Below are 25269 nucleotides of genomic sequence, written 5' to 3' on the forward strand. Positions count from 1 at the left end.
TCATTAACTGCCAATTGGTCCGGTATCACTGTGAGCCTATCTCGCTTCAATCAAGTCTTCCTCACCCAACGGGTGGTGCTACTGCGCACCTTGCAGCGGATGGTGAATAACCACAGCACCGCCGAGGACCTGTTGCAGGAAACCTACCTGCGCGTCACCCGGGCGCTCAGCGAGCGACCGATTGATCACCTCGAACCTTTCGTGTTCCAGACCGCACGCAACCTGGCCCTCGACCATCTGCGCGCGCGTCGGATCCAGTCCCGCACCTTGCAGGAAGATGTCCCATTGGATGTCCTGCAAAGCGTCGCCTCCCCGGTCACGACGCCCGAAGATGCCGCCCACGCCGAGCAATTGCTGGAGCACCTGAGTGTCAGCCTCGGACAGTTGAGCGCCCGCCAGCAGCAGATTTTTATCCTCAGCCGCCTGCACGGCTGCAGCTATCAGGAGATTGCCGACCAGTTGCAGGTGTCCTTGAGCACCGTGCAAAAGGAACTGAAATTGATCATGGCCATCTGCATAGGTGTGGCCGAACGACTCGATCACCCTTAAGCTTTGTCGGGACAAGCCGACAGAAATGTCGCAAAAATACGCAAGACACTGAATAAAACGTGGCGAAGACCCGAGGAACACCGTGACGGACCCGAACAAACTGCGCCCCCATGAGCTGGCTCATGAGGTGTTGCAACATGCGGCCATGGACCAAGCCCTCGACTGGCTGATCGCTTTGCAATGCCCGCAGCCAGGCCAGCAGGCCGAGTTCCAGGCCTGGCTCACCGCCGACCCGAGTCACGCCCAAGCCTTTGCCAAAGCCCAGGCCGCCTGGGGCGGTGCGCCGGTACACAGCGCCGCCGTGGCCCTCAATGCACCGCGCAAGCCCAGCGCCTGGCGGCGCATCAAGCCGCACTGGAAGCCCTTGGCCACGGCGGCGGTGTTGCTGCTCGGGCTGTTCAGCTTCAGCAACCTGCCGGTGCGCCTGCAGGCCGACCATTTGACCGTGGTCGGCGAGCGCCAGCGCCTGCAGCTGGATGACGGCTCCAAGGTGCTGCTCAATACCAATTCGGCGTTTTCCAGCACCATCGACGAACATCAGCGCATCGCCCGCCTGTACCAGGGCGAGGCGTTTTTCGAAGTCGCGGCCAACCGTGGCCTGCCCCTGCAAATCGACGCCGGCCCAGTGCGCGCCAGTGTCAGCGATACGGCATTCGCTGTGCGTTATCTCAACGGTGAGGCCCAGGTTCAGGTGCAACGCGGAGACGTTGACCTGAGTACCCCCTTCGGCAACAACCGGGTGCGCCTGAGTGCCGGCGAAAGCATCCGCGTCGGCCCCGAGGGCTTCGGCCAACCCTCCAAACTCGATGCGACCAAGGAGCTGGCGTGGGTCCAGGGCCGACTGGTCTTTGAAAACTGCCCGATGAGTGAAGTGCTGGCAGAGCTGCGGCGCTATTACCCGGGCTGGATCGTCAACACCAACGAGCAACTGGCCAGCGTCGCAGTGACCGGTAATTACCGCCTGGACCAGCCCCTGGACGTGGTGCGCTCCCTGGCGCATATCACCTCGGCCAGGCTCTCGGAGTTCCCCGCGCTAGTCATTCTCAATTGAGAATAATTATTTTTACTCGATAACCTCTGCTGGTACGTCTCGTCTTAGCCAATGCAACTGATTCCTATTTGATTCAGGCTCGCAACTATAAGACTCGTACCTCGGAGCGCTCTCGATGTCCTCTCGTTTCAACCGCCGGTCCTCTTCGCCCACGCTTTGCCTGCTGGCCGCCGCGATCCTGTTGGCAGGCAGCCCGGTCCTGACGGCCGCTGCCGCCGAACCCGCTGCGCGCAGCCACGCCAATTACACCTTCAGCATCGAGCAGCAATCCCTGGTGTCGGCGCTCAACGCCTTTACCGCCGTCACCGGCTGGCAGATCGGCCTGCCCGCCGAACTGGGCCAAGGGGTTTCCTCCCCCGGCGCACGGGGCTCACTGACACCGGAAAAAGCCCTGGATCGGCTGTTGGTGGGGACCAACCTGAACTACCGCAAACTGGGTAACAACAACATCGTCCTGGAAAAGCGCACGCCGGGCAGTGCTATCACCCTGCAGCAAATGACCATCAGCGCCACCCGTCAGGAACAAGCGGTAGACAGCGTGCCCAGCACCGTCACCGTGCATGAGCGCGAGGAGCTGGACCGCCAGAACGTCAACACCATCCGCGAACTGGTGCGCTACGAACCGGGCGTCTCGGTCGGTGGCGCGGGCACCCGCTCCGGTAACTCCGGCTACAACATTCGCGGGATCGACGGCGACCGCATCCTCACCCAGGTCGACGGTGTAGAGGTGCCGGACAACTTCTTCAACGGCCCGTACGCCAAGACCCGGCGCAACTATGTCGACCCGGAAATCGTCAAGCGCGTGGAAATCATCCGTGGCCCGGCCTCGGCCCTGTACGGCAGCAGCGCCATCGGCGGCGCCGTCAGCTACTTCACCCTGGATCCGGATGACATCATCAAGCCTGGCCAGGATGTGGGCGCGCGGCTGAAGACCGGCTACAGCTCGGCGGACGAAAGCTGGCTGACCTCCGGCACCGTCGCCGGCCGGGTGCAGGACTTCGACGGTTTGCTGCACCTGAGTCAGCGCAACGGCCACGAGATGGAGTCTCATAACGGCAACAACGCCACCGGCCTGGCCCGCACCGGCGCCAACCCGGAAGACGTGCGCACCACCAACGTGCTGGCCAAGCTGGGCTGGAACTACGGCGAAGACAACCGCCTGGGCCTGACCTACGAGAAGTACAAGGACGACCGCGACATCAACCAGAAAAGTGCGGTGGGCGGGATCTTCCTCGAGGGCCAGGGCACGAACATGTACCGTGACCGCCGCGGTAACGACACCATCACCCGCGAACGCTTTGGCCTGGAGAACAAGTTTTCACTCGACTCGCCGATTGCCGATCACATCAAGACCAGCCTCAACTACCAGATCGCCAAGACCGACCAGGCCACCAGCGAAATCTATCAGGCCGGCCGCCGCGTGCTGCGTACCCGCGACACCCTCTACGAAGAAAAGCAGTGGGTGTTCGACGCGCAGTTGGACAAGGCCTTCGTCATCGGCGATACCGATCACCTGCTGACCTACGGCACCACGATCAAGCAGCAGAAAGTCACCGGTTCGCGCGAAGGTGCGGCGACCTGCCTGGCTGTAGGCGCGGGCTGCACTGCCATCGGCGCACCGAGCCCAACCCCTGCCGACAGCGTGAAAAAAGCCAGCGATTTCCCCGATCCGACCATCAACAGCTACGCGCTGTTTGCCCAGGATCAGATCAGCTGGAATGACTGGACCTTCCTGCCCAGCCTGCGCTACGACTACATCCAGCTCAAACCCAAACTGACCGAAGCGTTCCTCAATACCACCGACCCGGACCGCAAGTACCCCCATGACGACTCGAACAAAACCTGGCATCGCTTCTCGCCAAAACTGGGCGTGACCTACGCACTGACCGAGCAGTACACCTGGTTTGGCCAGTACGCCGAAGGTTTCCGCACGCCATCAGCCAAAGCGCTGTATGGCCGTTTTGAAAACCTGGAAGAAAACTATGTCGTCGAGCCCAACTCGAACCTCAAGCCGGAAACCAGCAAGAGCTACGAAACCGGAATCCGTGGCAACTTCGACTCAGGCAATTTCGACGTCGCGGTGTTCTATAACAAGTACCGTGACTTCATTGACGAGGACAACGCCGCACTGAGCCCAACCGGTACCATCTTCCAGCCCGGCAATATCAAGCGCGCCACCATCAAGGGTATGGAGGTCAAAGGGCGCTTGAACCTGGACGCCTTCGGCGCGCCGCAAGGCCTGTACAGCAAAGGCGCGATTGCCTACGCCCACGGCCGCAACGACGAAACCGGCCAGCCGCTGAACAGCGTCAACCCGCTCAAGGGTGTATTCGGCCTGGGCTACGACCAGGACACCTACGGTGCGCTGGTCAGTTGGACCCTGGTCAAGAAACAGAACCGGGTGGACAGCGCCACGTTCTTTACCCCGACCGGCATCAAGGCCAACGGCCCGTTCAAGACCCCGGGCTTTGGCATCGTCGACCTGACCGGCTTCTACAAAGTCACCGACGAGCTGACCGTCAACGGCGGCCTGTACAACCTGACCGACAAGAAATACTGGAACTGGGATGACGTGCGCAGCTACGACGGCGTGGGCGAAGCCGGCGTGACCTCGCCGGCCAGCCTGGACCGCCTGACCCAGCCAGGGCGTAACTTTGCGATCAACCTGATCTGGGACATCTGACCCACGCAACCCCGCCTCGCCGGCTTTATCGCCGGCCGGGGTGAGGATTTTTTACTGTGACGCGTCTTCTTGTTCGTCTAGTAATAACAGCCTGGCAACAAGGCGCTTTTCCTTCTCAAGGACATCCAATGACCGCTTCCACCACCACAGAACGCGCAAGCCTGCGCTCCCAGCGCCTGAACCAGATCACCCACGAGCCACACACCAAGCTCGACGCCCTGGTCAAGGCTCACGCCCCGTTTGAAACCCAGGCCAACTTCGCCCGTTTCGTGGTCGCGCAGTACCTGTTCCAGTCGGAACTGGTGGCGCTGTACAACGATCCCGAGCTGATCAAGCTGGTACCCGACCTGGCCGAGCGCTGCCGCGCCGACGCCGCCAAGCTGGACCTGGCCGACCTGGACACCGAAGTGCCTGCCCCCGTGGCCGGTGCCGTGCAGAACCCGAGCAAGGCCGAGGCCCTGGGCTGGCTGTTCGTCTCCGAAGGCTCCAAGCTGGGCGCGGCATTCCTGATCAAACGTGCCGTTGGCCTGGGCCTGAGCGAAACCTTCGGGGCCCGCCACCTCGGCGAGCCGGCCGGTGGCCGTGCCGAAGGTTGGAAGCGCTTCACCCGCACCCTCGATAGCCTGGAACTGAGCGCCGAAGAAGAAGCGGCGGCGGAAAAAGGTGCAGTGGATGCCTTTGTACGCTTCACCGTGTTGCTGGAACAGGCGTACGCTAGCGCCCCAGAACTGGCCTGACCCGCTGCTGGCATGCCATGAATGTGGGAGCTGGCTTGTGTGGGAGCTGGCTTGCCTGCGATAGCATCGCCTCGGTCCAACTCATACACCGAAGCGTCCGCATCGCAGGCAAGCCAGCCCCCACATGTTGATCGCGCTCCATTTTCAGATTTTTCGAAACCCAGACAAATCGTACCTATGACAGCCCCCGCCCCCTCCTCCTCCAAGCTCGCCCGAATCCTGTTCGGCCTGCTGGCCTATGTCAGCCTGGGGATCGGCTTGATCGCAATTGTCATACCGGGCCTGCCCACCACCGAATTCATCCTGCTGGCCGCCTGGGCTGCCACCAAGAGCTCGCCGCGCCTGAGCGCGTGGCTGGAAAACCACCGGCTGTTCGGGCCGATCCTGTTCAACTGGCGCAACGGCAAGATCATCGCGCGCCGGGCCAAGGTCAGCGCCACCATGAGCATGCTGCTGTGTGCCGGCCTGATGCTGGTGATGCTCGATCACGGGTGGCCGATCTACCTGGCGATCGCCGGCATGTGCCTGGGCAACCTGTGGATCTGGTCACGCCCCGAGCGCCTGGCGCGACCCCCCGCCTGAGCGCCCTACCGCTCATCGCCTATTCCTCATGAATTACCCGTCGGTGCCGATGTTCCGGGCATAGCGCCGAATGGACTTGGCCGTTGCCCTGCTTGCACACCAACAAGTCCAATCGCGAGTAAGCCCATGTTCGACACCCTCTCCATCCGCTTGAAAATCGTGCTGCTCTCCGGCCTCTGCCTGTTGGGGGTGATTGCGCTGATCGTCAGCCTGAACATCTACCAGACCAACCAGAACGACCAACTGGTCAGCGCCTCAAGTTCGCAGATGCTCACCACCAGCGTGGAAAACCTGCTCCAAGCCAAGGCCGCCGAGCAGGCGGTGCAAGTACAGAAAGCCTTCGGCGAGAGCCTGTTGGTGGTCACCGCCCTCGCCGATCAGGTCAAGGACTTGCGCAACATGGCCGCCAAGCGTTCGCTGGAAGCAGGGGCCGTGCGCGAGGAGCTCAATCAGCAGATCAAGACCGCCTTCGAGCGCAACACCAAGGTGCTGGGGATCTGGTTGTCGTTTGAACCCAACGGCCTGGATGGCAAGGACAGCGAATTTATCGACGACAAGCTGCGCGCCTCCAACGAAGCCGGGCGTTTCTCCAGCTATTGGAGCCGGGCCGGCGGTGAAGGCCTGAACACGATCATGGTGGAAGCGGACCTGACCAAGACCACCCTCAATCTCAGCGGCACGCCCTACAACATCTGGTACACCTGCCCACGGGATACCCGCAGCGTTTGCCTGTTGGACCCGTACGCCGACGAAGTGGCCGGCAAGTCGATGCTGATGACCACCATCTCCCTGCCGCTGCTGGCCGACGGCAAGGTGATTGGGGTGATCGGCATCGACATTGCCTTGGACGCCCTGCAAGCGGCGGCCAATACCGCGCAAAAAGAGCTGTTCGACGGCGCCGGAATCATGGAAATCCTCTCCAGCAGTGGCCTGATCGCCGGCTACAGTGGCGAGCCGGACAAGGTCGGCAAGAGCATCGTCGATATGCTTGGCGGCGAAGGCAAAGAGATCGTGCAACTGCTGGCCAGTGAAACGCGCAAGGTCCGCGAGCAAAACGACACGATCCACGCGGTATATCCGCTCAAGCCGATTGCCGGTGCCAAGCCCTGGGGCGTGTTGATTTCGCTGCCCAAGGACGTGCTGCTGGCCGATTCGGTCAAGTTGCAAGGCGTGCTCGACGACGCCCAGGCCCGCGGCACACTCCAGGCGTTGCTGGTGGGCGCCGTGGCTGGCCTGCTGGGCCTGCTGCTGATATGGCTGACCGCGACGGGTGTGACTCGCCCGATCAACAGCGTGGCGGCGATGCTCAAGGATATTGCCAGCGGCGACGGCGACCTGACCCAGCGCCTGACTTACACGAAAAAAGACGAACTGGGAGAACTGGTCAGTTGGTTCAATCGCTTCCTCGACAAGCTGCAGCCGACCATCGCCCAGATCAAGCAGAGCATCACTGAAGCCCGTGGCACCGCGGATCAGTCCTCGGAAATCGCGCGCCAGACCAGCGAAGGCATGCAGGTGCAATTTCGCGAGATCGACCAGGTGGCCACCGCCTCCAACGAGATGAGCGCCACCGCCCATGAGGTGGCCAACAGCGCCTCAAATGCGGCCAGTGCAGCACGCGGCGCCGATCAATCGGCCCGTGAAGGCATGGCGATTATCGAGCGCAGTACCCGCGATATCACCACCCTCGCCGAAGAAGTCAGCAAGGCGGTGACCGAGGTCGAAGCCCTGGCGGTCAACAGTGAGCAGATCGGCTCGGTGCTGGAGGTGATCCGCAGCATTGCCGAGCAGACCAACCTGCTGGCGCTCAACGCGGCGATTGAAGCGGCACGCGCCGGGGAAAGCGGACGGGGTTTTGCGGTAGTGGCAGACGAAGTGCGCAACCTGGCGCGACGCACCCAGGACTCAGTGGAAGAAATCCGCCTGGTCATAGAACGTATCCAGAGCGCTACCCGTGGGGTAGTGACCACCATGCATTCGAGCCAGAGCCAGGCGCAGAACAACGCCGGGCAGATCCAGCAGGCGGTCCAGGCCCTGGGCAAGATCAGCGATGCGGTGACGGTGATCAGCGACATGAACCTGCAAATCGCCAGCGCTGCCGAAGAACAGAGCGCCGTGGCCGAAGAGGTCAACCGCAACGTTTCGGCGATCCGTACCGTGACCGAGACCTTGACCGGTCAGGCCACTGAATCGGCGGCGATCAGCAGCCAGTTGAATGCATTGGCCAACCAGCAGATGAAACTGATGGATCAGTTCCGGGTGTAGACCCAGGTCCGGAAAACGATGAAATACCCCATGTGGGAGCGGGCTTGCTCGCGATAGCGGTGGACCCGTCAATAAATCCGGCGACTGACACTGCGCTATCGCGGGCAAGCCCGCTCCCACATACAGCACCAGCAGATTTGCAGTGAGTCAGACACCGGTCCAGGCGCTGACAAACGCCGTGATGTCTTCTTTCGCCGCCGTCCGCGGCGGGTTTTGCGCAGTGCCCAAATAAAGGAAGCCAATCACTTCCTCACCCGCACTCAGCCCCAACCCCTTGGCCACATGCGCCGAATACGACAAATCCCCGGTCCGCCACACCGCACCAATGCCCTGGGCATACGCCGCCAGCAAAATACCGTGGGCCGCACAGGCCGCCGCCAGCAATTGCTCGGACTTGGGCACCTTGAAGTGCTCCTGCAGACGGGCAATCACCACCACCACCAACGGCGCACGCAACGGGCCATTCTGCGCCTTGTCGATCACCGCTTGCGGGGCCTCGGGGTCTTGCAGGCGGGCCGCTTCGGCCAGCAGGGTGCCCATTTGCTCGCGGGCTGCGCCTTCCACGGTGAGGAAGCGCCACGGCCGCAGTTGGCCGTGGTCCGGCGCACGCATGGCTGCCGCGAACAGCACTTCGCGCTGCTCGGCAGTAGGGGCCGGTTCCAGCAGGCGCGGTACGGAAACACGGTTGAGCAAAGCGTCGAGAGCCTGCATTGGCCACCTCCAAAAAAAATGTGCGGTCATTCTAGCGGGAATGCATCAGATTGGAGCAAACGATAATTGCTCTTATTCAATCCGCCCCGCCCTGTTAGACTTTGCCCCTGAATTTCATCCACCCTCGCCCGTCTTCCAGGATTCTTGATGCCCCGTTTGCTTCTTCGCCTGTCTGCACTCTTGATGGCCGTGAGTCTGAGTGCCTGCGATGACGCCCCGCCGCCGACGTTTACCCAGGCCGAGCCCGGTGAAGCCCGTTCGGGGGGCAGCACCACGGTGCGCAAGACCGACCAGAATGCCTTTTCTCTGCCGTCGGCCAACCTGGCACCAACCCGCCGCCTGGACTTCAGCGTCGGCAACAGTTTTTTCCGCAATCCATGGGTGATCGCCCCGGCCACCACCACCGCCCGCGACGGGCTGGGGCCGCTGTTCAACACCAATGCTTGCCAGAACTGCCATATCAAGGACGGGCGCGGCCATCCGCCCGCGCCTGAGGCCAACAATGCGGTGTCGATGCTGGTACGCCTGTCGATCCCGGATTCGCCGCCCTATGCCAAGGTCATCGAACAGTTGGGGATCGTGCCCGAGCCGGTGTATGGCGGGCAGTTGCAGGACATGGCCGTGCCCGGTGTCGTCCCGGAAGGCAAGGTGCGGGTCGACTACACACCGGTCAACGTCACGTTCAATGACGGTACGGTGGTGGAGTTGCGCAAGCCGAGCCTGCAGATCACCCAGCTCGGCTACGGGCCGATGCACCCGGATACGCGGTTTTCCGCCCGTGTAGCACCGCCGATGATCGGCCTGGGCCTGCTCGAAGCCATCAGCGACGCGGACATCCTGCAAAACGCCAGCAAACGCCCGGACAAAAACGGCGTGCTCGGCCGCCCGAACTGGGTCTGGGACGATGCCCAGCAAAAAACCGTGCTCGGGCGCTTTGGCTGGAAAGCCGGGCAGCCGAACCTCAATCAACAAAATGTTCACGCGTTCTCTGGTGATATGGGCCTGACCACCAGCCTGCGGCCCATGGACGACTGCACCGACGCACAGGTTGCCTGTAAGCAGGCGCCCAACGGCAACGGCGAAAATGGCGAGCAGGAAGTCAGCGATAACATCCTGCGCCTGGTGCTGTTCTACACCCGGAACCTGGCCGTGCCCGCCCGACGCGACGTCAACGCGCAACAAGTGCTGGACGGCAAGAACCTGTTCTTCCAGGCCGGTTGCCAGGCATGCCACACACCGAAGTTCACCACCGCCAGCAATGCCGCCGAACCGGAGCTGGCCAACCAGGTCATCCGACCGTACAGCGATTTGCTGCTGCACGACATGGGCGAGGGCCTGGCCGATAACCGCAGCGAGTTCAAGGCCGGTGGCCGCGACTGGCGCACGCCGCCGTTGTGGGGCATTGGCCTGACGCAAAACGTCAGTGGCCACACCCAGTTCCTGCATGACGGCCGTGCCCGCAACCTGCTCGAAGCCGTGCTGTGGCACGGCGGTGAGGCCCAGGCGGCGCAGCAACAGGTGTTGTCTTTTAATGCGCAGCAGCGAGCAGCATTGCTCGCGTTCCTGAATTCTCTATAAGCTTTGCCCCAATTATTGAAGGGAGCTCGACATGTTCCGTCCCAAGTTGTTGTTCACCAGCCTGGCCGCCCTGGCCCTTGGCGCCTGCTCGCCGCAGGATCCGCAAGCGGTCACCTCGGCAGCCATCGCCAAGCAAGTGATCCTGCCGACCTACAGCCGCTGGGTCGAAGCTGACCGGCAGTTGGCCGTCAGCGCCCTGGCTTACTGCCAAGGCAAGGAATCCCTGGAGACCGCCCGCGCCGACTTCCTCCACGCGCAAAAAGCCTGGGCCGAGTTGCAACCGCTGCTGATCGGCCCGCTGGCTGAAGGCAATCGCGCCTGGCAGGTGCAGTTCTGGCCCGACAAGAAAAACCTCGTCGGCCGCCAGGTCGAGCAACTGGCCACTGCCCAGCCACAGATCGACGCCGCCGCCCTGGCCAAGTCCAGCGTGGTAGTGCAAGGCCTGTCGGCCTACGAATACATCCTGTATGACGCCAAGACCGACATCGCCAACGACGCCCAGAAAGCCCGCTACTGCCCGCTGCTGATGGCCATCGGCGAGCGCCAGAAGCAATTGGCCGAAGAAATTCTGGCCAGTTGGAACAGCACCGACGGCATGCTCGCGCAGATGACCAAGTTTCCTAACCAGCGCTACGCCGATTCCCACGAAGCCATCGCCGAACTGCTGCGCGTGCAGGTCACGGCCCTGGATACCCTGAAGAAAAAACTCGGCACGCCGATGGGTCGCCTGTCCAAGGGTATCCCGCAGCCATTCCAGGCCGATGCGTGGCGCAGCCAGTCGTCCCTGCAAGGCTTGCGAGCCAGCCTCGCGGCGGCCCAGACCGTGTGGGTCGGGGTCGACAACAAAGGCCTGCGCGGCCTGCTGCCTGCCGACCAGAAACCTCTGGCCGAAAAGATCGACGCCGCCTACGCCGCCGCCCTGAAGCTGTTCGACAGCAACCAGCGTTCGCTCAATGAACTGCTGGCCGACGACGCCGGGCGCGAGCAACTCAACGCTATCTACGACAGCCTCAACGTGGTCCACCGCCTGCATGAAGGCGAACTGGCCAAGGCGCTGGGCATCCAACTGGGCTTCAATGCCAACGACGGTGACTGATGATGCTCAGGCGACAGGCTTTGGCCATCGGCAGCGTGCTGCTCAGTGCAATCACCCTGGGCGGCTGGACGCTGTTCAAGCGCAAGGGCGACAGCCCGCTGTTGCTGTCGGCCCGGGATGATGCCGACGGCAAGCACTACGCCGTGGGCTATCGCCTGGACGGCAGCCAGGTGTTCGCCACCCAGGTCGGTCAGCGTTGCCACGACATCATCAACCACCCGAGCCTGCCCATCGCGCTGTTCGTGGCGCGCCGCCCCGGCACCGAGAGCTACCTGGTAGACCTGCGCGACGGCACGCTGCTGCAAACCGTGACGTCCCAGGCCAACCGGCACTTTTATGGGCATGCAGTCATCCACAAGAGCGGCGACTGGCTATACGCCACGGAAAACGACACCACCGACCCCGGTCGCGGCCTACTGGGCGTGTACAGGTTCGAAGGTGAGCGCCTGGTACACAGCGGGGAGATGTCCACCCACGGCATCGGCCCGCACCAGGTGTCGTGGATGCCCGATGGCGAGACTCTGATCGTGGCCAATGGTGGCATTCGCACCGAGGCCGAAAGCCGGGTCGAGATGAACCTCAACGCCATGGAGCCGAGCCTGGTGCTGATGCAGCGCGACGGCACCCTGCTGAGCAAGGAAACCCTGAGCCAGCCAATGAACAGCGTGCGCCATATGGGGATCGCCAGCGATGGCACGATCCTCACCGGGCAACAGTTTATGGGGCCTTCCCAGGAGCGTTCCGAACTGTTGGCGATCAAGCGTCCGGGGCAACCGTTCGTGGCGTTCCCGGTGGCCGATGAGCAATTGCAGGCCATGGGGCACTACACCGCCAGCGTGGCCGTACACAGCGAGTTGCGTCTGGTGGCACTGACCGCGCCACGGGGCAATCGCTTCTTTATCTGGGACATGGACAGTGGCGAACTGCGCCTGGACGGGCCGTTGCCTGACTGCGCCGGCGTCGGCGCAGTGGCCGACGGGTTTGTCGTGACCTCTGGCCAGGGTCGTTGCCGTTTCTACGATTGCCGGCAGCCCCAACTGGTGGCCAAGCCCCTGGATCTGCCAGCTGGGTTTTGGGATAACCACCTGCATCTGATCTAAAACCACTGTCGCGCTCCCGGGCCCACACCTGGGAGCCGACTCACCAGAAAAACCCTACGCAACCTGTGAAAAAACCCCGCCACGGGGACTACTCATCTCACAGACACGTCCGACTTTCCGCCTTATAGCACTCGCCTTTCTGATGAAGACTGCCTGGCTCATCGTGCCAGCGAGCGCCCCTGCGCGCGCCCTCCGCACCCTGTCACCTTCACAAGGAAGCAACTATGCCGGGCCGCCGGATGATTACCATGCTCAGCATCGTACTGCTGGTCGTGCTGATGCTCGCCAGCTATAAAGCGTTCTGGGTTTACCAACAGCTGCAGCTGCTGCATGCGCCAAAGCCGCCCGTCAGCGTGGCGGTGGCAACCGCCCTCGAACAACCCTGGCAGCGCCAGTTGCCCGCCGCTGGCACCCTCAAGGCATTGCAGGGCATCAACCTGAGTATCGAGGTGCCCGGCGTCGTCACCCAGTTGCACTTCGACTCCGGGCAAGTGGTCAAGCAAGGGCAAACCCTGCTGCAACTTGAGAATCAGGCCGAGCAGGCCGCGCTGGACGTGGCCCTGGCGGACCGCAGCCTGGCCCGGCAGAACTTCCAGCGCGGCCGCGAGCTGGTGGCGATCAACGCCATCTCCCAAGAGGAGTTCGACCGACTGTCCGCCGAGTTCAACCGCAACAATGCCGTCGTTGCACAACGTCGCACGGCGCTGGACAAAAAACGCATCGTCGCCCCGTTCAACGGCACCCTTGGCATCCGCCAAGTCAACATCGGTGACTACCTGCAAAGCGCCACCGTGATCGCCAGCCTGCAGGACGCCCATAGCCTTTACGTCGATTTCCACATCCCCGAGCACGCCGTTCAACTGATCAAGATCGGCCAGTCCGTGCGCATTGAAGTCTCGGCACGCCCAGGACTTTCCAGTCTCGCCACCATTAGCGCCATCGACCCCATCGTCGACACCCACACGCGAAATGTGTTGGTACGCGCCACCCTGACTCATCCGCCCGCCGACCTGTTGCCGGGTATGTTCGCCCACTTGCAGGTGCTGCTGACGAACCCGGGTTTGCATATCGTGATCGAGGAGAGCGCAATCGCCTACAGCCCCTATGGCCAGTATGTGTACGTCGTAGCCCCGCGCAAAAACAGCGAAGGCCGTGACGAGCTGGATGCCGAGGGCAAGCCGCTGCTGATCGCCGAACAACGCCTGGTCGAAACGGGCGAGCGACGCGATGGCACCATCGTGATTGCCAAAGGGCTGGCCAAGGGCGAACAGGTCGTTACTGCCGGCCAGATCAAATTGCAAAACGGTACCCCAGTGCGCATCAGCATCCACCGGAACCAACCTGATGAGCGTCCACTGGCGGCCCAACGGGAGAACGAAAAATGACGTTCACCGACCTGTTTATCCGCCGCCCCGTACTGGCCCTGGTGGTCAGCCTGTTGATCGTGTTGCTGGGCTGGCAGGCCTTTGGGCAATTACCATTGCGCCAATTCCCGCAGATGGAAAGTGCGCTGGTCACGGTGACCACGGTCTCTCCAGGCGCCAGTGCCGAGACCGTGCAGAGCTACATCACACAACCTCTGCAGAAAAGCCTGGCAAGCGCGCAAGGCATCGACTACATGCGCTCCACCAGCCGGCAGAACGTGTCGATTATTTCCATCTACGGGCGGGTCGGGGCCGACAGCGACCGGTTGTTCACCGAGCTGTTGGCCAAGACCAATGAAGTAAGGAACCAACTGCCTCGGGACATAGAGGATCCGGTGCTGAACAAGGTCGCGGCGGATAACACCGCGCTGATGTACCTGGGTTTTTCCAGCGACACCATGAACAATGCGCAAATCACCGACGTCCTGCTGCGTGTGATCCAGCCTCGCCTGGTGACTCTGCCGGGCATGGCCGAGGCCCAGATCATCGGCAACCAAAGCTTTGCCATGCGTATCTGGCTTGATCCGCTGAAACTCGCAGGCTTTGGTTTGAGCGCCAGCGATGTGACCCAGGCCATCAAGCGCTACAACGTACAGTCCATTGCCGGCGACGCTACAGGTGAATTGGTCGTTACCAGTGTCACGGCCAATACCGAACTGCAGTCGGTTGAAGGCTTCCGGGCCATCACCTTGAAAACCAACGGCGACAGCCAGGTCCGCCTCGGGGATGTGGCGCGGGTGGAGCTGGGAGCGCAGAACTACGACAGCTTCAGTTCATTCAATGGCCTGCCCGCGACCTACATCAGCATCAAGCCGACCCCCGACGCCAACCCGCTGGAGCTGGGCAAGCGCGTACGCGAACTGATGCCCCTGCTGCAGGCGCAGTTACCGCCTCATGTGCAAGCCGATATCGCCTACGACTCGACGTTGTACATCAACGCCTCTATCGACCATGTGCTGTCGAGCCTGCTGGAAGCCATCCTGATTGTGGTGTTGGTGGTGTTCCTGTTTCTGGGCTCTTTGCGCGCCGTGGTGATTCCCGTCATCACCATTCCCCTGTCGCTGGTCGGCACGCTGTTCTTCATGCAACTGATGGGGTACTCGATCAACGTCCTGACGCTGCTGGCCATGGTCCTGGCCATTGGCCTGGTGGTGGATGACGCCATTGTGATGATGGAGAACATTCATCGGCATATCGAACGAGGCAAGTCGCCCCTTGAGGCCGCGATCAAAGGCGCGCGGGAGGTGTGCGTGCCGGTCATTTCGATGACCATTACCCTGGCCGCGGTGTATGCGCCCATCGGTTTCCTGCAGGGGTTGACCGGGGCGCTGTTCAAGGAGTTTGCCCTGACCCTGGCCGGGGCCGTGGTGATTTCCGGTATCGTTGCGCTGACCCTGTCACCGATGATGTGCGCCCTGTTATTGCGCCCTGAAGAACAGCCACGGGGCCTGCCCCTGGTCCTGGACCGGCTGTTCAACCATCTGAAGCAGCGTTACCAGCGCCGCCTGCATCAGATCATGGAGGCGCAGTCGGTGGTCATCGTGTTCGCCCTGCTGATCCTCGGCCTGATTCCCGCCATGCTCACCTTCACCCTCTCCGAGCTGGCCCCCGATGAGGACCAGGGCCTGATCTTTATCCTCGCCAGCGCACCGCAGCCGAGCAACCTGGCCTACCTCAACCGTTACACCCAGGACTTCATCGCGCTGTTCAAGACCCTGCCCGAGTACCAGGCCTCGTTCCAGATCAATGGCCTCGATGGCGTGCATTCGGGGGTGGGCGGTTTCCAACTGCGCCCGTGGGACCAGCGCGAGCGCACGCAGATGGAGGTGCTGGCGCCGCTGCGCAAAAAGCTCGACAGCATCCCCGGCCTGCAAGTATTTGCCTTTAACCTGCCGTCCTTGCCGGGTACGGGCGAAGGCCTGCCTTTTGGTTTTGTCATCAGTTCCCAGCAGGACCACAAGTCGATGCTGGCGGTGGCCGAGCGCGTCAAACAGCGGGCCATCGACTCCGGGAAGTTTGCCTACGTGGATATCGACCTGGCCTTCGACCGGCCCGAAGTAGTGATCGACATTGACCGGGCCAAGGCCGCGCAAATGGGCGTGTCCATGCAGGACCTGAGCCTGACCCTGGCGACCCTGCTGGCTGAAACGGAAATCAACCGCTTCAGGATTGATGGCAATCTGTACAAGGTCATTGCCCAGGTCGAGCGCACCTACCGCGACAACCCGGACTGGCTGAGTCACTACAACGTCAAAAATGCCAAGGGCCAATTACTGCCCCTGTCGACGTTGATCACCGTCTCCAGCCAACAGGTACGCCCGCGACAGTTGAACCAGTTCCAGCAGCTCAATTCGGTGCTGGTCTCGGCTTACCCGATTGTCGGTATGAGCAACGCCCTGGAGACCGTACATGCCATCGCCCAGGAAGAGGCTCCGGCGGGCTACACCTTCGACTACAGCAACGCCACGCGCCAGTTTGTGCAGGAGGGCAATGCGCTGTGGGGTACGTTCGGCCTGGCATTGGCGATCATCGGCCTGGTGCTGGCGGCCCAGTTTGAAAGCCTGCGTGACCCGCTGGTGATCCTGGTGACGGTGCCGCTGTCGATCTGCGGGGCATTGATTGCGCTGTTCCTCGGCTGGTCGACCCTGAACATTTACACACAAATCGGCCTGGTCACGCTGATCGGCCTGATCAGCAAGCACGGCATCCTGATCGTCGAGTTCGCCAACCAGTTGCGCAAGGAGCAGGGGCTGTCGGCGCGTGCCGCCATCGAAGAAGCCGCCGCGATCCGCTTGCGGCCGGTGCTGATGACCACCATCGCTACCGTGCTGGGGGTGATCCCGCTGGTGTTTTCCAGCGGTGCCGGCGCGGTCAGCCGGTTTGATATCGGCATGGTGATCGCCACCGGCATGTCGATCGGGACCTTGTTCACTTTGTTCGTCCTGCCGTCGGTGTATACGGCGCTGGCCAAGCGCGACATGCCCGCACCCTGACCTCATATGGGAAAGGCCTGACACCCCTTTCCCTATTCCCCTACGCCTTAAAACCATTGCGCTTGAGCCTGCCCGCGAACGCTGAAATTTACCAGTTGGAATCCCCCCGAAACTCGGAGTAATGTGCCGAATCGTTCGTCTTCGTCTGCCTCAGTTTTTTCCAAGGAACCGGAATATGCTGCGTCGTCGCATGCTGATCATGTTGGCCGTTGTGCTGCTCATCGTCCTGCTGCTGGGGGGCTATAAAGCCTTTTCCATCTATCAGCAGATCCAGGTCTTTTCCGCGCCCAAACCGCCGATCAGCGTGGCGGTGGCCACCGCGGTCGAACAACCGTGGCAACAGCGCCTGCCGGCGGTGGGTACGCTCAAGGCCTTGCAGGGGGTGAACCTCGCCCTGGAGATTGCCGGCACGGTCAAGGACGTGCAGTTCGAGTCGGGGCAGAAGGTCAAGGCCGGGCAACCGCTGGTGCAACTCGACAGTGCGGTGGAAGACGCCCTGCTGCAAACCGCCCAGGCCGACCTGGGCCTGGCCCAGCTCGATTACGGGCGCGGCAGCCAACTGGTGGGCAGCCAGGCGATCTCCAAGGGCGAGTTCGACCGGCTCTCGGCGCAACTGCAAAAAAACAAGGCCACGGTCAACCAGCTCAAAGCGTCCCTGGCCAAGAAACACATCGTCGCGCCGTTCAGCGGCACTATCGGCATTCGTCAGGTCGATGTGGGCGACTATCTGGCCAGCGGCACGGTGATTGCCACCTTGCAGGACCTGAGCAGCCTCTATGTGGACTTTTATGTGCCCGAGCAGTCGGTGCCCAAGCTGGCCGTGGGCCAGGGGGTACAGGTGCAAGTCTCGGCCTACCCGAAACTGACCTTCCCCGGCACCCTCAGTGCGATCAACCCGAAAGTCGAGAGCAGCACCCGTAACGTGCTGGTTCGAGCGACCCTGGCCAACCCGGACAATAAACTGCTACCGGGCATGTTCAGCAGCCTGCAAGTGCTGCTGCCCGACCCGCAAGCGCAGGTGGTGATACCGGAAAGTGCCATTACCTACACCCTCTACGGCAACTCAGCCTACGTGGTAACACAGAAAAAGACCGAGGACGGCAGCCTCGAAAAAGATGCCAACGGTCAACCGATCCTGATCGCCGAACGGCGCTTTATCGAAACCGGCGAACGGCGCGATGGCCTGGTGCTGATCACCAAAGGCCTGAGCAGTGGCGAGCAAGTGGTCAGCGCCGGGCAGATCAAGCTCGACACCGGTGCGCATATCGCCATCACTGCGGATAAAAACCTGCCGGCCGCCCCTGGCCAACCTCCGCGCAACGACGGTTCAAGGAACTGAGCCATGGCGTTTACCGACACGTTTATCCGCCGCCCGGTGCTGGCCATGGTGGTCAGCCTGCTGATCGTGCTCCTGGGTTTCCAGGCCTACAGCAAACTGCCTCTGCGCCAATACCCATCCATGGAAAATGCCCTGATCACGGTGACTACCGCGTACCCCGGGGCCAATGCCGAGACGATCCAGGGCTACATCACACAGCCGCTGCAGCAAAGCCTGGCAAGTGCCGAAGGTATCGACTACATGACCTCGGTCAGTCGCCAGAACTTCTCGGTGATTTCCATCTATGCGCGGATCGGCGCCAACAGCGACCGGCTGTTCACCGAGCTGCTGGCCAAGGCCAACGAGGTCAAGAACAAACTGCCCCAGGACGCCGAAGACCCGGTGTTGAGCAAGGAGGCCGCAGATGCCTCGGCGCTGATGTACATCAGCTTCTCCAGCCAGCAACTGAGCAACCCGCAGATCACCGACTACCTGTCGCGGGTGATCCAGCCCAAGCTGGCGACCCTGCCCGGCATGGCCGAAGCCGAGATCCTCGGCAACCAGGTATTTGCCATGCGCCTGTGGCTGGACCCGGTCAAGCTCGCGGGCTTTGGCCTGAGCGCCAGTGACGTCACCGACGCCGTGCGCCACTACAACTTCCTCTCCGCCGCCGGCGAAGTGAAGGGCGAGTATGTGGTCACCAGCATCAACGCCAACACCGATTTGAAGACCGCCGAGGCCTTCGCCGCCATCACCGTGAAGACCGATGGCGACAGCCGGGTGCTGCTGGGCGACGTGGCCCGGGTGGAAATGGGCGCGGAAAACTACAACGCCATCAGTTCCTTTGGCGGTACGCCTTCGGTGTACATCGGCATCAAGGCCACGCCCAGTGCCAACCCGCTGGATGTGATCAAAGAAGTACGCAAGCTGATGCCGGAGCTGGAATCCCAGTTGCCGCCCAATCTCAAGGCAGAAATCGCCTACGACGCCACGCTGTTTATCCAGGCGTCCATCAACGAAGTGGTCAAGACCCTGTTTGAAGCGGTGCTGATCGTGATCGTCGTGGTGTTCCTGTTTCTCGGGGCGCTGCGCTCGGTGGTGATCCCGGTGGTGACCATCCCGCTGTCGATGATTGGCGTGCTGTTTTTCATGCAACTGATGGGCTACTCCATCAACCTGCTGACACTGCTGGCGATGGTGCTGGCCATCGGCCTGGTGGTGGATGATGCCATTGTGGTGGTGGAGAACATCCACCGCCATATTGAAGAAGGCAAGACGCCACTGGACGCTGCGCTGGAAGGCGCGCGGGAGATTGCCGTGCCGGTGGTGTCGATGACCATCACCCTGGCGGCGGTGTATGCGCCCATCGGTTTCCTCGAGGGGCTGACCGGGGCGTTGTTCAAGGAGTTCGCCCTGACCCTGGCCGGTGCGGTGGTGATTTCCGGCATCGTCGCCCTGACCCTGTCACCGATGATGTGCGCCCTGCTGTTGCGCCACGACGAAAACCCCACGGGCCTGGCCCATCGCCTGGACCGCATCTTCGAAGGCCTCAAGCGCCGCTACCAGACAATGCTGCACGGCACATTGAACACCCGGCCGGTGGTGATCGTATTTGCCCTGATCGTGCTGTGCCTGATCCCGGTATTCCTCAAATTCACCCAGTCGCAACTGGCCCCGGATGAAGACCAGGGCATCATCTTTATGATGGCCAGCGCACCGCAGCCGACCAACCTGGACTACCTGAACACCTACACCGACGAGTTCATCACGATCTTCAAGGACTTCCCGGAGTACTACTCCTCGTTCCAGATCAATGGGTTCAACGGGGTGCAATCGGGCATCGGCGGCTTCCTGCTCAAACCGTGGAACGAGCGCGACCGCACGCAGATGCAGATCCTGCCTGAGGTACAGAAACGCCTGGAGCAGATCCCCGGCTTGCAGGTATTCGGCTTCAACCTGCCATCACTGCCCGGTACAGGCGAAGGCCTGCCCTTCGGTTTTGTGATCAACACACCCAATGACTATGAGTCGTTGCTGCAAGTGGCCGACCGCGTGAAGAAACGGGCCATGGAGTCGGGCAAGTTCGCCTTTGTCGATATCGACCTGGCGTTCGACAAACCCGAGGTGGTGGTGGACATCGACCGCGCCAAGGCGGCGCAGATGGGGGTGTCGATGCAGGATCTGGGCAGCACACTGGCGACCTTGCTGGCGGAGGCGGAAATCAACCGGTTCACCATTGATGGGCGCAGCTACAAGGTCATCGCCCAGGTCGAGCGGGCCTACCGGGACAACCCCGAGTGGCTGAACAGTTACTACGTGAAAAACACCCAGGGCGAGTTGTTGCCGCTGTCGACCCTGATCAGCATCAGTGACCGCGCGCGCCCGCGCCAACTGAACCAGTTCCAGCAACTCAACTCGGCGCTGATCTCGGGCTTCCCGATTGTCAGCATGGGCGAGGCCATCGACACCGTGCGTCAGATCGCCATCGAAGAAACCCCGGCCGGCTACGCCTTCGACTACAGCGGCGCCTCACGCCAGTTCATCCAGGAAGGCAGCGCGCTGTGGGTCACCTTTGGCCTGGCGTTGGCCATCATCTTCCTGGTGCTGGCGGCACAGTTCGAGAGCTTCCGTGACCCGCTGGTGATCCTGGTGACGGTGCCGCTGTCGATCTGCGGCGCGTTGATCCCCTTGTTCCTGGGTTGGTCGAGCATGAACATCTACACCCAGGTGGGGTTGGTGACCTTGATCGGGCTGATCAGCAAGCACGGGATCCTGATCGTCGAGTTTGCCAACCAGTTGCGCAAGGACAAGGGCCTGACGCCCCGTGAAGCAGTGGAAGAAGCGGCGGCGATTCGCCTGCGCCCGGTGTTGATGACCACGGCAGCGATGGTGTTTGGCATGGTGCCGTTGATCTTTGCCACAGGGGCCGGGGCGGTCAGTCGGTTTGATATCGGGATGGTGATTGCTACGGGGATGTCTGTGGGTACGTTGTTTACGCTGTTTGTGTTGCCGTGTGTTTATACGTTGTTGGCCAAGCGTGAGGCCTTGGCGGCGGCGGATTGATTGAGTACCTATCCGTTTCTGCGGCCCCTGTGGGAGCTGTCTCGCCCTGCGAGGCTGTGATAGCGGTGTGTCAGACAACATAAAGGCTAGCAGTGCCGGCGCCATCGCTGGCAAGCCAGCTCCCACACCCACCGGGGAACGCGGCTTCGCGCTCCGGTTCTACTGTGGCTCTGCTTTTGATCTTGATCTGAGGCGCCCCGCCAGGGCTGAGCGTATAGCCGCCATCCCAGACCAAGAACGCAGCAACACGCAAAAAACAAAAGGCCCCGCACTGCGGGGCCTTTTACAGGGGCGTCAATCTCTTCAACTCGCAGGCCTCATCCCTTGGGACATCCCAAACATAAACAGCAAAAGCTGATGATCAGGCTGCGTAACCCCCGTGGTCTTGGCGATCCGCGGCACCGGGCATTGCCCGCCGTTGTGCGCCGCGCTGAGGACTTCTGTGCGGGGCTGCTCCCAGGCAGCCAGGGCCAGGGAGGCGATGCCCAAGGCCCCCAACAGAAACAAACCTCGTGCTATTTCTAGCTTCATTAGGTTAAACCCTTGATAGCGCTGCCAAACGCCGCTTCGTAAAAGTAGCTGAGTTTTTGCCAGTCGGCGGCATTCCACGACGAATGGCGCCGCAACTGCTGCATGTCATGGTCAGCGGCCCGGCGGGCGGTCAAGCGTTGGCGACTCTTCTCGAGATCCAGCAGCGCCACTTCGACCGTCGCGCCCTCTGCCGCCCCGCTGACCCGCACAAAAATATGCTTGCTGTACAGGCAGCCATGCTGCCAGCGCCCCTTGTGCATGCGCGCCAGGGTTTGCGCCAACTCAGCTAGCAGGCGCTCATGCACCAGTTCCCCACATTGCGCGCGGCCACCGGCGGCGTACCAGCTGTCGATATCCACAAAGCCATCCAAAGCCGCCGTCACCAGCAAAGCCTTCCACTGTTGGTCCGGATCACGACGGGCGCCACAGAACACCAGTTCCGGAACCCCCACATCGAGCAAGCGCAGGCCCCTGAGCGCATCGCGCTCGCGCAACACCGTGGGCCGCCCAAAAGGATGCAGCCAGCTGCGATAAGTGTGACCTGTCTGGCGCTTGCTGTAGAGCAAGCGCCCACTGGTGCCGATTACCCGCTGTACACCGCTTTCGCCCCCTCGACGCCGATTGGGCTCCTCGACCCACTCGCCCTGCTGCCGCCAGAAGTAATCGAAGCGCTCTTCGGGAGCTACGTGACTGCCTGCTGCGTACTCAACTGCCATCCTGCTACCTCTTGCGCAATACATACACTCGCCACATGGCGTACAGCGGTATGAAGTCCAAATACTCCTGGACGCGGAAACCAGCTTGCTCAAACTCAGCTTCAACAGTAGCAGCCGGTAACACAAAACGATTTCGGTAACTCTCCTGCTCACTTTTGTTGCGACGCTGCACTTCCAGGCGCTTGCGTTTCCAGGCCTTGAAGTTGCCATCCACCCACAACGAAATGATCACGCTATCGCGGGTAACCCTTTGAAATTCTTTCAATAACGCCAGCCGATGCGCCGGGTCGCCGATGTGGTGCAGCAGACGCATGCAGAAAATGCTGTCCACTGCGTTGTCTGGCAGGTCGATATCAAACGCTGATGTCTGCAAGGGCCGTACCCGCTTGAGCACATCCGCCGGTTGCGACGCAGTGGCGATGCTTAACATGGCCTCGGAATTGTCCGCGCCGATAATCACCCGGTTGGGCTTTTCGGCCAGCAGTGGCCAGAAGCGCCCGGCACCGCACGGTAAATCCAACACCAGACCAGGCTCACCGGCCATCGCCAGCGCACCGCGGGCCAATTGCTCATCCCGTTTGTGCGACAGCCGCCGCGCCAACTTGCCCTGATGTTTAAGCAGATATTGTTGAGCGTGCCGGTCGTCGTACTTGGCGGAAAATTCAAGTTTGATAGGGGTAGCCATCCACGGATCTCCTAGACTGATGCCTGCAACCTTAAGCAGTCGCACGTCATCCGCAGGTCAACCCTTTGTGAAAAAAACGTCCCGTCTAACCCTAAAGAATTACAAGGTTTTACAGGGAAAAAGCATGGCATGAAGCCATCTTCGCCGAACAGGCGGGAACCTGCCCCTGGGGAAGGGGCAGGAAAGGGCTCAGGATTTGACCTGATTCAATTCAACATGGAAGCGACAACCACTGGGCTCCATGGTACTGAGGCTGACCACCCAGCCCTGGCTCTCGCAGATGCGCTGGACCAGTGACAAACCCAGGCCCAGGCCGTCACCGCGTTTTTCGTTACCGCGTACAAACGGCTCGAACATAGCCTCGCGCTTGTCTTCGGGAATCCCCACCCCGCTGTCTTCCACTACAAAGCCAGTAGGCTCCAGGGTCAGGCGGATAAACCCGTGTTCGGTGTAGTGCAGGGCGTTGCGCAGCAGGTTGCCCATGACCGCATGCAGGAAGGTGGCGTTGTAGCGGGTGTCGAGTGGGTTGCCCGGCAGGTAGAACAACTCGATGCCCTTGCGCTCGATAGGTTCGCGCCAGATCCCCAGCAAGCCCTCCGCAACCTCGGAGAGGCTGACCTGGGGCGACATCGTGGTGTCGTCATGCTGGGCACGGGCCAGCATCAGGAAGGTCTGCACCAGCTCGCGCATTTCCTCGCAGGCCCGGGCGATACGCTCGACCTGTTTACGCCCCCGTGAATCAATCGCCGGGTTTTCCAGCAGCAGTTCGCAGGAACTGGCCAGCACCATCAACGGCGTGCGCAGTTCATGGCTGACATCGCTGGTGAACAGGCGCTCACGGGTCAGGGCCTGGCGCAGACGGCCAAGCGTGGCGTCGAAGGCCACTGCCAGTTCACCCACTTCGTCGGCCGCATAGTCCGGCGCCAGCGGCGGCGCCAGCCCCAGTAATTGGTCACGATGCCGCACCTGGCGCGCCAGGCGCACCACCGGTGCCATCACCTTACGAGCAAGGACCCAGCCGAGGAATACCGCCAGTGCCAGGCTGAGTACAAACCCTACCAGCACCACTGCAAACAACACGCGCTCGCGCTCTTCGAAATCGCTCTGGTCTTGCAGCAGGACATATCGACGGCCGTCGACGATCTCGACCATGGCATGGTAGGAAAGCGCATCGCGAAATACTTCGTGAAAGCCGGCGTCCAGATGCCGCAAGTCCTTGGGCAGTTGGAAATCCCCACGCCCGCCGCTGAAATAAAACAGCTGGTCCGGCTCGGGACGGTGGCGCCAGTCTTCAACACTGTCCATCAACAGCAGACGCTGCAGGTCGCCGCCCAGCCCCGCCGAAATCAGTTTTTCTTCCACCAGGTGCACCGTGGCGACGATGCCCATGGCGAAGGCCCCCGCCACCAACGCGCTCATCAGCGCAAAGGCGATGATGATTCGCTGGGCAAGGCTTTGCTTAAACTCCATCACGACCCTCGGCCAAGCGATAACCCACGCCATGCACGGTTTGCAGCAAGGGTTTGGCAAATGGCTTGTCGATCACTTGGCGCAGTTGGTGGACATGGCTGCGCAGGCTGTCGCTGTCCGGGCAGTCATCGCCCCACAGGGCCTCTTCAAGCACTTCGCGGCGCAGGACATGCGGGCTTTTCTGCATCAACACCGCGAGCAGTTTCAGGCCGACAGGGTTGAGCTTGAGCAGGCGTCCTTCGCGGGTCACTTCCAGGGTGTCGAGATCGTAGGACAGATCGCCGACTTGCAGCTCGCGCCGGCCGCCACCCTGGGCGCGACGCAGCACGGCTTCGATACGTGCGGCCAGTTCCGACAGGGCAAACGGCTTGAGCAGATAGTCATCGGCCCCCGACTTGAAGCCTTGCAGGCGATCGTCCAATTGGTCGCGGGCGGTGAGCATGATCACCGGTGTGTCGCGGCGCGCGTCTTCACGCAGGCGTTTGCACAGGGTGTAGCCATCAATCCCAGGCAGCATGATATCGAGCACGATCAGGTCGTAATGCTCGGTGGCCGCCAGGTGCAGGCCAGACAAACCGTCCTGTGCACAGTCCACGGTATAGCCCTTGAGTCCGAGGTAATCCGCCAGGTTGGCCAGAATATCGCGGTTGTCTTCAACCAATAAAATTCGCATGGGCAGTGTCTCCGTACGCGGTAACAGCCGTGTTGGCTCGCGCA

The 25269-nt window shown here is 61.7% G+C and carries 19 protein-coding genes; 13 read left to right on the top strand and 6 right to left on the bottom strand.

Annotated elements, in window-relative coordinates; translation table 11 throughout:
* The first annotated feature begins 30 nt into the window (after nt 1-30).
* The 6 genes from K1X80_RS22440 (at nt 31) to K1X80_RS22465 (ending at nt 7867) form a co-directional block, all read left to right on the top strand.
* Nucleotides 31-549, top strand: a complete 519-nt coding sequence (locus K1X80_RS22440; protein ID WP_057439388.1) for an RNA polymerase sigma factor — start codon at nt 31-33, stop codon at nt 547-549.
* An 82-nt stretch (nt 550-631) separates the two neighbouring features.
* Nucleotides 632-1600 (top strand): FecR domain-containing protein, encoded by a 969-nt coding sequence (locus K1X80_RS22445; protein WP_057958658.1) that lies wholly within the window; start codon nt 632-634, stop codon nt 1598-1600.
* A gap of 115 nt (nt 1601-1715) precedes the next feature.
* Entirely contained in the window at nt 1716-4283 is a 2568-nt protein-coding gene (locus K1X80_RS22450; protein ID WP_220172514.1) for a TonB-dependent receptor, read from the top strand.
* A 128-nt stretch (nt 4284-4411) separates the two neighbouring features.
* Nucleotides 4412-5020, top strand: coding sequence for a biliverdin-producing heme oxygenase (locus K1X80_RS22455; RefSeq protein WP_057958656.1), 609 nt, complete (start codon nt 4412-4414; stop codon nt 5018-5020).
* A gap of 177 nt (nt 5021-5197) precedes the next feature.
* On the top strand, nt 5198-5602 hold the full coding sequence (locus tag K1X80_RS22460) for a YbaN family protein (RefSeq protein WP_057958655.1): 405 nt from the start codon (nt 5198-5200) through the stop codon (nt 5600-5602).
* Nucleotides 5603-5728: 126 nt separating this feature from the next.
* Nucleotides 5729-7867: a methyl-accepting chemotaxis protein gene (locus K1X80_RS22465; RefSeq protein ID WP_057958654.1), complete on the top strand. Its 2139-nt coding sequence runs from the start codon at nt 5729-5731 to the stop codon at nt 7865-7867.
* Between the two features lie 147 nt (nt 7868-8014).
* Here the strand turns inward: K1X80_RS22465 and K1X80_RS22470 are convergent, their stop codons facing one another.
* A complete protein-coding gene (locus K1X80_RS22470; protein ID WP_057958653.1) occupies nt 8015-8578 on the bottom strand; it encodes a nitroreductase family protein in 564 nt (187 codons plus the stop codon).
* A 147-nt stretch (nt 8579-8725) separates the two neighbouring features.
* Between K1X80_RS22470 and K1X80_RS22475 the strand changes: the two genes are divergently transcribed.
* The 7 genes from K1X80_RS22475 (at nt 8726) to K1X80_RS22505 (ending at nt 21150) form a co-directional block, all read left to right on the top strand.
* A complete protein-coding gene (locus K1X80_RS22475) occupies nt 8726-10156 on the top strand; it encodes a di-heme oxidoredictase family protein (RefSeq protein WP_057958652.1) in 1431 nt (476 codons plus the stop codon).
* Between the two features lie 31 nt (nt 10157-10187).
* Nucleotides 10188-11252, top strand: a complete 1065-nt coding sequence (locus tag K1X80_RS22480) for an imelysin family protein (protein WP_057439384.1) — start codon at nt 10188-10190, stop codon at nt 11250-11252.
* Nucleotides 11253-11254: 2 nt separating this feature from the next.
* Nucleotides 11255-12352 carry a DUF1513 domain-containing protein gene (locus tag K1X80_RS22485; protein ID WP_057958650.1) on the top strand — a complete coding sequence of 366 codons (1098 nt, stop codon included), beginning with the start codon at nt 11255-11257 and terminating at the stop codon, nt 12350-12352.
* A gap of 224 nt (nt 12353-12576) precedes the next feature.
* A complete protein-coding gene (locus tag K1X80_RS22490; protein WP_057958649.1) occupies nt 12577-13737 on the top strand; it encodes an efflux RND transporter periplasmic adaptor subunit in 1161 nt (386 codons plus the stop codon).
* Nucleotides 13734-16769: a multidrug efflux RND transporter permease subunit gene (locus tag K1X80_RS22495; protein WP_057958648.1), complete on the top strand. Its 3036-nt coding sequence runs from the start codon at nt 13734-13736 to the stop codon at nt 16767-16769. The genes K1X80_RS22490 and K1X80_RS22495 overlap by 4 nt, the downstream gene beginning before the upstream one ends.
* A 175-nt stretch (nt 16770-16944) precedes the next feature.
* Nucleotides 16945-18108 carry an efflux RND transporter periplasmic adaptor subunit gene (locus tag K1X80_RS22500; protein ID WP_057958647.1) on the top strand — a complete coding sequence of 388 codons (1164 nt, stop codon included), beginning with the start codon at nt 16945-16947 and terminating at the stop codon, nt 18106-18108.
* 3 nt (nt 18109-18111) lie between these two features.
* Nucleotides 18112-21150 carry a multidrug efflux RND transporter permease subunit gene (locus tag K1X80_RS22505; protein ID WP_057958646.1) on the top strand — a complete coding sequence of 1013 codons (3039 nt, stop codon included), beginning with the start codon at nt 18112-18114 and terminating at the stop codon, nt 21148-21150.
* A 303-nt stretch (nt 21151-21453) separates the two neighbouring features.
* Here K1X80_RS22505 and K1X80_RS28320 read toward each other — a convergent pair whose 3' ends face one another.
* From K1X80_RS28320 to colR, 5 genes are all read right to left on the bottom strand, one after another.
* The gene (locus K1X80_RS28320) at nt 21454-21681 is read right to left on the bottom strand and encodes a hypothetical protein (RefSeq protein ID WP_057958645.1); all 228 of its coding nucleotides are present in this window, start codon (nt 21679-21681) and stop codon (nt 21454-21456) included.
* On the bottom strand, nt 21681-22397 hold the full coding sequence (locus K1X80_RS22510) for a lipopolysaccharide kinase InaA family protein (protein ID WP_170060119.1): 717 nt from the start codon (nt 22395-22397) through the stop codon (nt 21681-21683). The genes K1X80_RS28320 and K1X80_RS22510 overlap by 1 nt, the downstream gene beginning before the upstream one ends.
* A 4-nt stretch (nt 22398-22401) precedes the next feature.
* Entirely contained in the window at nt 22402-23082 is a 681-nt protein-coding gene (locus K1X80_RS22515; RefSeq protein ID WP_115128856.1) for a class I SAM-dependent methyltransferase, read from the bottom strand.
* Between the two features lie 189 nt (nt 23083-23271).
* Nucleotides 23272-24552, bottom strand: a complete 1281-nt coding sequence (locus K1X80_RS22520; RefSeq protein WP_057439379.1) for a HAMP domain-containing sensor histidine kinase — start codon at nt 24550-24552, stop codon at nt 23272-23274.
* Complete coding sequence (colR, locus tag K1X80_RS22525) at nt 24542-25225, bottom strand: two-component system response regulator ColR (protein ID WP_029295378.1); 684 nt, start codon at nt 25223-25225, stop codon at nt 24542-24544. Before colR ends, K1X80_RS22520 begins: the two co-directional genes overlap by 11 nt.
* Between the last annotated feature and the right edge of the window lie 44 nt (nt 25226-25269).

Source organism: Pseudomonas sp. So3.2b, assembly GCF_019464415.1.
Taxonomy (GTDB): Bacteria; Pseudomonadota; Gammaproteobacteria; order Pseudomonadales; family Pseudomonadaceae; genus Aquipseudomonas; species Aquipseudomonas shahriarae.